The organism is Streptomyces sp. NPDC050433, from assembly GCF_044458565.1.
Taxonomy (GTDB): domain Bacteria; phylum Actinomycetota; class Actinomycetes; order Streptomycetales; family Streptomycetaceae; genus Streptomyces.
In genome coordinates this window covers 90,485-98,844 of record NZ_JBITIB010000010.1, presented here as the reverse complement: position 1 = coordinate 98,844, position 8,360 = coordinate 90,485, and the positions used below count along the sequence as shown (strand labels likewise).

Genomic DNA, 8,360 nt, shown 5'->3' with positions numbered 1-8,360 from the left:
CTTGTCCGGCGGGTGGGGGGAATCCCTCAAATATGATCAAATTGGCTGCAGGGGGATCTGGTAAAAGGTGTCGCAAGGTGGGGCATGTTTCCGTGATTGGGCGACTTTGATCGAGTGCTCGATGGCCGACCAACCACCGCGCCGAACTTGTTGTCGACGCCCTGGACAAGGCCGCCGGGATCAGCCGCGGGAAGAGGCCTTGTCGCTCGTGTCACCACGCAGTGCGCAGAACGACGCCGACCGGACCGGCGTCGAAGCCGACCGGATCGAGCGGCAATCGGCCCGCTGGCGCGGGGACGACAAGCCGCACAGCTGCGGCATCGTCAACGGGCGCGAGCAAGCCTTCGGCAGGATTCCGGCAAGGGTGCAAGCGTGACGACCATCGGGTCGAAAGCTTGGTGATCCACGATAGCCGTGAGGCAGGCGGCCGACGGGCGCCGCCCTCCTGGAGGCTGATGCGCCGCCAGGTCCGCTCCCGCGGAGTCGAAGGAGGCGATCGCCGTTCCGCGGGCTCCACATCGCAGACGCAAAGACAATTGCTGACACGAGGAGGGGCTATGAGTTTTCCAGTGACGACGGACGCAGCCGATCCTGTGCTCTCTTCCCGAAGCGATCTTCATCACCTGGGCGTCATCCTCGACGGTAACCGTCGGTGGGCGAAGGCCAACGGTGTCTCACTTCTGACGGCCTATCACCGAGGGGCCACGAGATTCGGAGAGTTGCTCACCTGGTGCCATGAGGCCGGGATCCCGTACGTGAGCGCCTGGGCCATGTCGGCCGACAACCTGAGCAGACCCGGTCCGCAGATCGCTCCGCTGCTGGACGCCGTCCTCGCTGGACTACGCCCGGTCGTCGCCCAAGGACATTGGCGTCTGCGCCTGATCGGCGAGCTTCATCTGCTCCCCGCACGGCAGCGGGACGAGTTGCAGGCTCTTGTGGACAGCACGGCGCACGCCGTGGGCGGCCGGGCGAACATCGCCCTCGCCTATGACGGGCGATTGGAGATCATCAGCGCATTGCGCAGGCTCCTGGCGGAGTGCGTGTCCCGCGTCGGTGACGCGGACGTTGGCCGCGCCGGCCGGGACATCACCGAGGACCGCCTCGCCCGGTATCTGTACACGGCGGATCAGCCGGACATCGACCTCGTCATCCGCACCTCCGGCGAGAAGCGCCTGTCGGGCTTCATGCCCTGGCAGACCGCCCAGGCGGAACTCGTCTTCTGTGAGCAGCACTGGCCGGATTTCAGCAAAGCCTCATTCGCCCGTGCGATCGACGAGTTCGCCCTGCGTGTCCGCCGTTTCGGACTGTGATCCGCACGGTCCGCACCCCGGAAGGAAATACCGACATGAGCACCGTGTCAGCCCCCGTGATCTCCTTCGTGCTGCCCGACGTCACCTGCGCGTTCCCGATCGAGGTCAACCCGCACTATGAGCGGGTCGAACGCGAGGTCGCCGACTGGACAGAGCGGGTATTCGCCCATTACGACCAAGTCGACGATTTCTGGCTGGGGCACGCCCGCCGCAGTGTGCACAGTCTGTGGCAGTCCATGGTGTTCCCCGACGTCAGCTACGCGGACCTGACCCTCTGGAGCAAGATCACCAGCGCACTGACGGTATTCCACGACGCGGTCGAGCGGGGACGCGATGAGCACGGACCCGCCGGGAAGGACAGCTGGCGACCCGCATGGCACACGCTCCTCGACGGCGCCGGACTGATCGCCCGCAGTGCTGCCGCCGGACAGGACCCGGTCGCCGCGGTACTGGCCGCCGGTTTCCCGGCGGAAGCGAAGGAAATCCTGCGTCCCTTCGCCCAACTGCGCGGACGGATGTCGGCCCGGGTGGGTAACGATTTCATGGCCGGTCTGCACGCCCTGGCCGACGGGATCATCACAGAGTTCCGGATCGGTGCCGAGACGGGGGGCGGGGCCGCTCTCGATCTGGAGGCATACCTTGAGGTCCGGCTACGGACCTACGGGCTGTTCTACATCGCGGCTCTCCCCGCGCTGAACCGCACCGGCCACCTCACCGACGACGAACTCGACGATCCCCGTTTCGCGGAGCTGAAGCGCCTGGCGCACACTCACACCTGCCTGGTCAACGACGCCTACTCGTTCCGCATGGAGTACATCCGCAACGCGGACCGGGTCACGGCACTCGTACAGGCCATCCCGATGCTGGTGCACGGCCACGGACTGAGCTGGCAGGAAGCCGTGGACCGACTGGTGGAGATGATCTACGAAACCGAGCGGGGGTACCTGGAGCTGCGCGACGCGTGGTTCGCCGACGGTGCCTCGCCCGTCGTGCGGGAGACCTGCCGTCGCCTTGAGTGGATCATGTCCGGAAATCTGGAGTACATGAAGATCACCCCGCGCTACCACGGCACCTTTTTCCAGGGGGAGTTCCGCGGCGGCCTGGTCGTCTGCGACCCGTCGGAGGCCGGACGCATCTGAGCCCGCCCGTTCCTTCCCGCGCCCTTCCTTCCCCTTCTTGAAGGAGACTTCCATGCCGAACACCATGACGACCGGGGTCGCCCCGGGTGCGCTTCCGATACTCGGACACGCACTGCGGCTCCGCAAGGACCCGCTGAACTTCCTGCGAGAGCTTCCCTCCCACGGTGATCTGGTACAGATCAGGATCGGGCCACAGCGCGCCTACGTCCTGTGCAACGCGGACCTGATGCACCAAGTCCTGCGTGACGACAGGACGTACGACAAGACAGGCCTTCTATGGGACCAGTTGCAGGAACTCCTCGGCGACGGCCTGACCACCTGCCCGCACAGCCGCCACCGCAAGATCCGCCGTCTTGTCCAACCAGCCTTCCACCACGAGCGTTTCGACGGATACGCGCAAGTGATGGCCGAGGCGGCCGGAGCCGTGGTGGGCAAGTGGCAGCACGGCGAGGAGATCGACCTGCCCACCGAGATGAACGCGATCACATCGGGAACACTGGTCAAGACGCTTATCGCGGGCGACTTCAGTGAGTCGGACATCGCCACGATCCACGAAGGTTTGCAGTACCTCGTGGACAGTCAGTTCCGGCGCATGCTCATGCCGCGCTTCCTGGAGAAAATGCCCACTCCCGCCAACCTCCGCTCGCGGGCGGTCAACAAGAACCTCCGGGATATTCTCCAGCGCGTCATCATGGACTACCGCGCCGACGGCGTCGACCACGACGACGTCCTGTCGATCCTGCTCGCCGCCCGAGACGACGACGGCAATGGGCTGAGCGACCTGCAGATATGGGACCAGGTGGTTACTGTCTTCCTGGCCGGCACCGAGACAACCGCCACACTGCTGAGCTGGACGCTCCATCTGCTCGCGGCACATCCCGACATCGAACGCGAACTGCACGAGGAGGTGGACTCGGTGCTCGCGGGGCGGACCGCCACCCTGGAAGACATACCCCGTCTGCCCCTGTGCGACGGAATCATCCAGGAGACATTGCGCCTGTACCCGCCCGCCTGGCTGCTCACCCGTTCGGTCACGGCCCCGGCCCAACTCGCGGGCCACCGTCTCGTGCCGGGGGACGTCGTGGTGTGCAGCCCGTACCTCATACACCGCAGCGAGGAGTTGTACGCCGACGCCGACCGGTTCGACCCGCACCGCTGGACCACTTCGCAGGCACGGCAGCCACGCGGAGCGTACGTCCCGTTCAGCACGGGGCCCCGCAAATGCATCGGTGATGTCTTCGGAATGACACAGGCCGTGCTGGCACTGAGCACCATCGCCGGCCGCTGGCGGCTGCGGCCGGCGCCGGGGACCGAGCTACGGCCAGTGGCCCGCCTGGCCCTGATGCCGGAGCCCAAGCACGTACGCACCTTCGACCGCGCCCTGGACGGCGCACCCACCCGCTTCACCACGCCGATGACCACGCCAGGATGACCTGGTGATGTCTATGACGATGTCGGGGGGGCTGCCGCCATCCGGTCAGAGCGTGTCCCTCTCGACGCTGCGGCGGCAGGCCATGTGATCCGATTACTGGCCTGATCGACGTCCCTCAAGGCTTGGCGTGATCTGACCCGCTCCTCCCTCTTCGCCGGGGCGGCCCCCACCTTCCCGCCCCGGCCCTGTCCCGTCCTTCCGGAAGGAGATCCACTATGCCCCGATCCGAGACGTGGAGCGACTACGAGCGACCGCCTACACCGAACGCAGCTTCGCCCCCGAGCTGGAAGAACACCCCGACCTCCTCGCCCTCTACCAGCGAAGCGACCTGGCGGAGCTGGCCGGAGACCTGCTGCGGCCCGCGACGCCCGCCCCGGTCACCCGGGTGCAGATCCAGATCCGGCTGCCGGACGGCGTGCAGCAGCCGGTGAACGGACGCCGGCGCTCTGCACTACGTGCCCGGCGGCACCACCGGATGGCCGACTACTTCGCCACGGACTGGGTCCTGGGGCAGCCGGCCCAGACCCCCGACGACATTAACGCCCAGGACGGCACCGCCCTCACCGCCGAGCCCGGCGACGTAGTCGTGATGCACCACCTCGTCCCGCACCGGGTCGGCCTCAACCTCAGCCGCACGCCCAGGGGTGATGGCGTACTTCCGCGTCAGCCACGCCCAGCACCCCGACCTCGCCCTCCGCGCTCTGTCGGACCCGTGGCTGGAGTACCCGGCGCTCGCCGCGCTCGCCCGCCCCGGAACCGTGTGAGAGGGGAGAACACAGTGGACGTCCTCACCCCCGCCCAACTCCCCGACGCGGCCCGGCTCCTGGCCGCCGGGCAGATGGTCGCCGTGCCCACGCCCCGCTGGTACATGCTGTGTGCCCGCGCCGCCGACCCCGCCGCCACGAGCGCGGTCTTCCGTGCCAAGCAGCGCCCCGGTATACCAAGCCGCCGCTGCTCCTGCTCGACTCCCCGGCCACAGCTGAGACCGTGTTCGACCTGAGCAGCGACGCCCGCCTGCTGGCCGGCGGCCTGTGGCCGGGGGACCTCGCGCTGCGTCTTCCGTGGAAGCCGGGCGTACAGCCCGTCGCGGCGGTCGGCTCCCCGGCGCTCGTCGGATGCCCGGACGGGGTTCTGGGTCAGCTGGTCGCCCTGGCCGGCGAGCCGCTGGCCGCCGCCGTGTGCAGCCTCTCCACCCCCGCCGCCGGCGACGAGGACCCCCCGGTGCTCACCGCCGGCCAGGTCGTCGGCCCAGTTCGACATCGTCGGTACGTTTCTCGGAAGCCACGCTCGTGAAGCCAAGCAGGCCGCGAGCCCCATCACCTACGTCATCGCCGACGCGCCGCCGTTCCTACTGATCCACGGCACGCGGGACAACGTCGTACCCGCCACGCACACCGAAGTCCTGCACGACGCCCTGACGAAGGCCGGCTTGATGTCGGAACTGCTCCTTGTCGACGGCGCCGATCACATCTTCCTCGGATCAGCGGACGTACCCGCGCTGATCGAGACATCGGTCGCCTTCCTGGCGACCCAGCTCGCCAACGGGGGCTGACTCGGTCACTTCGGCTTGACCAGTGGCGCCGCCGAGTAGGACCAGGAGCGCTGTGTCCGGGTGTCCGGAGTGTGGCCGCGACGTCAGGCTCGGGCGCGCACCGGGCGGGGGAACTTCTTCGCCGGAGCGCCCTCCGTGCTGGTCAGAAGATGAGAACAAGACGACCGCGGACGCCGCCCGCTTCCAGGCGGCGGTGTGCTTCGGGAGCCTGGGCGGCGGGATATTCCGCAGCGATCCTCATCGTGAGCTCTCCCCTCTCGGCGTGCGTGCGGAGGGCGTCGAGCTTGCCCTGCTCGTAGACGTATACCGGCACGTAGACCTCGTGGAGGGTGATGTCCGGGTGTTCGCCCAAGGGGGCGACGCCTGGCATGTCGGCCCTGCGGCCCATCACGAGCTGTCCGCCCGGGCGGACAGCCGGAAGGATTTCTCGTCCCAGGAGCGCCCAGTCCATGAGGCTGTCGACGCCGCCGGGAACGGCTTCGAGGATGCGGTCGGCCACGCCCGGTCCGCGGGCGACGATGCGATCGGCTCCCAGGGACCGGACCAGCCCCTCGTCGGCGGGAGCCGTGTCGGCCACCACGCGCAGGCCGGCGGCCTTGGCCAGCTGAATGGTGTACCCGCCCACTGCTCCGGCGGCGCCGATGACGGCCATCCAGTCCCCGGCCGTCGGCGAGAGGAGATCCATGGCTTGCTGTACGGTCAGCCCGTTGCACGGGATGGTGGCGGCTTCGGCGTGGCTGCTGCCGACCGGCGCGAGGGCGACCTGCCGCGGGTCCAGGACGAGATGCTGTGCGTAGGCGCCCCCGGAAGGCATGTACGGCACGACGAACGCCATCACTCGGTCGCCGATCTTCAGATCGGTTTCGGTGGCGGGCCCGATCTCGTCGACCACGCCTGCGGCCTCGTTTCCGGGCCGGAACGGCGGGACGAGACGGCCGTCGAACAGTGCCGCCGCTTCTCCCCTGCGGACCACGGCGTCGGACGGGTTCACCGTTGCGGCATGCACGCGCACGCGGATCTGGCCGGGGCCCGCATGCGGATCCGGGACTTCCATCAACCGCAAAGTCTCCGGACCACCGAATTCCGTGACCACGATTGCCTTCATACCGCTCCCATCAGGTCTGTCCAGCTGTGCACGAACGGGGCTGCGAACCCACGGTCAGGTACCCAGTCAGCATGTAGGTATATGAGAGATACTACTTTCGTGACTGGCGAATCGGATACGCGGCAGCAAGGTCCCGGCAAGAAGGCCACGCCCCCCACTCCCCGGAAACCGCTTTGGGGCAGCCCGTTCCGGAGCACTGGAGTGATGACGAGCAGGTGGCGCTCGTGCGCGGCATCCTGGCCCGGATCGGCGACAAGTGGAGCGTGGCCATCATTTGCTCGCTCGGGCAGCGGCCTCGTCGGTTCAACGAATCGCGGCGCGACGTAACCGGCATCACGCAGCGGCAGCTGACTTCCACCCTCAGGACGCTGGAACGGGACGGCATCGTGTCGCGCACGGTCTTCCCTTCGACGCCCCCGGCCGTCGAGTACGCACTCACCGAGGTCGGCGAGGATCTGGAGCGTGTCGTGTACGCCCTCGCCGCGTGGGCCGACGATCACGCCGACACCATCGGAACGGCCCGTGTTCGCTACGACGGCGAGGCCGACACCTGACACCGTCCGACGCCGTGTGCTCCATGATCCGGCGCGGACAACGGTTCAGACGATGCCGGCTGCTCGGCGAAGCTCAACGAGATCCCAGTAGAAGGGGCGCACGTTGGTGATCTTGCCGTCCTCGATCCAGAACACTTCGGCGACCGGTGTGGTCCAGGCCGATCCGTCCTGGGCCACACCCTCGGCATCGACCAGGCCGACCACGCGGTGGGGGCCGTCGGCGAGGATCTCGCGGACGGTGACCTTCTGGATGCCGCAGATCTTGAACAGCTTCCCCAATGCCGCATCGGCCTCGGACCCGCTCCACTCACCGGGCACCGGGGATCCGTCGGGCTGGCTGACGGTGTAGCCCTCAGAGAAGTACGAGCCGAGTTCATCCAAAGCGCCGCGGTCGGCGATTTCGTAGATGGCGCGAACCAGTTCGCGGTTGCGGTCGGCAATGGACAACACAGTGCTCACGGCAATGTTCCTTTGGGACGCAAGGCTTCGGGGATGCCGGCTGGTGCCGGGCGTTCGCTAGGCTAGAACTTGACACCGGTGTGAAGTGCAAGTCCGGTAGGAAGCCCGAAAGAGGAGGCCTGGTGCGGATCGGAGAAGTGGCAGCCGAGGCAGGGGTGAGCACCCGGATGCTGCGCTACTACGAGGAGCAGCAACTGCTCGACTCGACCCGCACTCCCGGCGGGCAGCGGCAGTACGCCGATGGCACTGTGCAACGGGTCAGGCTCATCCAGCAGTTCTACGCCGCCGGACTGTCCAGCCGAGCCATCCGCGAGGTGCTGCCGTGTGCCGACGCGCGCAAGGCGACTCCGGACCTGCTCGACCTCCTGGCGGCCGAGCGTGACCGTGTCGACCGGCAGATGGCCGAACTGCAAGCCGTGAGGGATCGTCTCGGCGACATGATCAGCGAGGCGGCGCAGTCGGGACACCCTTACTGTCCCTACCTGCCTGAGGGTACGGGCAGGGCAAGGTAGTCGTGATCGCCCGCATCGTCGACCCGCTGTTCATGTCTGAGAGCATCGGCAGAGCCGACGGCACCGAAGATCAGTGTCCGCAGGCAACAGTGCGCGAGCCTGCGCTGTGGTAGATCCGCTGCGTCCGGACGTCGATTTCACCGCCGCAGGCAACGCCGACGGCCAATGCGTTGGTACCCGGACGGATGGTGACAGCCTCGATCCAACACCCGTCTGGGAGGGCATTTAGAGATGCTCTATGGCGGTAAGTAACTTTCATGGCTGTCAGGCTTGAGATGTTTGCCCCATACGTGCACC

The 8,360-nt window shown here is 67.4% G+C and carries 11 protein-coding genes; 9 read left to right on the top strand and 2 right to left on the bottom strand.

Annotated elements, in window-relative coordinates:
• Window positions 1–199 precede the first annotated feature (199 nt).
• From ACIBLA_RS14555 to ACIBLA_RS14525, 7 genes are all read left to right on the top strand, one after another.
• Window positions 200–376 (top strand): hypothetical protein, encoded by a 177-nt coding sequence (locus ACIBLA_RS14555; protein WP_399198730.1) that lies wholly within the window; start codon window positions 200–202, stop codon window positions 374–376.
• A 79-nt stretch (window positions 377–455) separates the two neighbouring features.
• Entirely contained in the window at window positions 456–1,310 is an 855-nt protein-coding gene (gene uppS / locus ACIBLA_RS14550) for a polyprenyl diphosphate synthase (protein ID WP_399198729.1), read from the top strand.
• A 35-nt stretch (window positions 1,311–1,345) separates the two neighbouring features.
• Entirely contained in the window at window positions 1,346–2,449 is a 1,104-nt protein-coding gene (locus ACIBLA_RS14545; RefSeq protein ID WP_399198728.1) for a hypothetical protein, read from the top strand.
• Window positions 2,450–2,501: 52 nt separating this feature from the next.
• Window positions 2,502–3,881 (top strand): cytochrome P450, encoded by a 1,380-nt coding sequence (locus ACIBLA_RS14540; protein WP_399198727.1) that lies wholly within the window; start codon window positions 2,502–2,504, stop codon window positions 3,879–3,881.
• 232 nt (window positions 3,882–4,113) lie between these two features.
• On the top strand, window positions 4,114–4,881 hold the full coding sequence (locus ACIBLA_RS14535; RefSeq protein WP_399198726.1) for a hypothetical protein: 768 nt from the start codon (window positions 4,114–4,116) through the stop codon (window positions 4,879–4,881).
• Window positions 4,869–5,174: a hypothetical protein gene (locus tag ACIBLA_RS14530; protein WP_399198725.1), complete on the top strand. Its 306-nt coding sequence runs from the start codon at window positions 4,869–4,871 to the stop codon at window positions 5,172–5,174. The genes ACIBLA_RS14535 and ACIBLA_RS14530 overlap by 13 nt, the downstream gene beginning before the upstream one ends.
• Window positions 5,140–5,433: an alpha/beta hydrolase family protein gene (locus tag ACIBLA_RS14525; RefSeq protein WP_399198848.1), complete on the top strand. Its 294-nt coding sequence runs from the start codon at window positions 5,140–5,142 to the stop codon at window positions 5,431–5,433. The genes ACIBLA_RS14530 and ACIBLA_RS14525 overlap by 35 nt, the downstream gene beginning before the upstream one ends.
• Window positions 5,434–5,575: 142 nt before the next feature.
• Here ACIBLA_RS14525 and ACIBLA_RS14520 read toward each other — a convergent pair whose 3' ends face one another.
• Window positions 5,576–6,538 (bottom strand): NADP-dependent oxidoreductase, encoded by a 963-nt coding sequence (locus ACIBLA_RS14520; RefSeq protein ID WP_399198724.1) that lies wholly within the window; start codon window positions 6,536–6,538, stop codon window positions 5,576–5,578.
• A 173-nt stretch (window positions 6,539–6,711) separates the two neighbouring features.
• Here ACIBLA_RS14520 and ACIBLA_RS14515 point away from each other — a divergent pair, with 173 nt between their 5' ends.
• The gene (locus ACIBLA_RS14515) at window positions 6,712–7,092 is read left to right on the top strand and encodes a winged helix-turn-helix transcriptional regulator (protein ID WP_399198723.1); all 381 of its coding nucleotides are present in this window, start codon (window positions 6,712–6,714) and stop codon (window positions 7,090–7,092) included.
• Window positions 7,093–7,137: 45 nt separating this feature from the next.
• On the opposite strand, the gene ACIBLA_RS14510 is transcribed toward ACIBLA_RS14515, so the two are convergent.
• Entirely contained in the window at window positions 7,138–7,551 is a 414-nt protein-coding gene (locus ACIBLA_RS14510; RefSeq protein ID WP_399198722.1) for a nuclear transport factor 2 family protein, read from the bottom strand.
• A gap of 122 nt (window positions 7,552–7,673) precedes the next feature.
• Between ACIBLA_RS14510 and ACIBLA_RS14505 the strand changes: the two genes are divergently transcribed.
• Window positions 7,674–8,063 carry a MerR family transcriptional regulator gene (locus tag ACIBLA_RS14505; protein WP_399198721.1) on the top strand — a complete coding sequence of 130 codons (390 nt, stop codon included), beginning with the start codon at window positions 7,674–7,676 and terminating at the stop codon, window positions 8,061–8,063.
• Window positions 8,064–8,360: the final 297 nt, after the last annotated feature.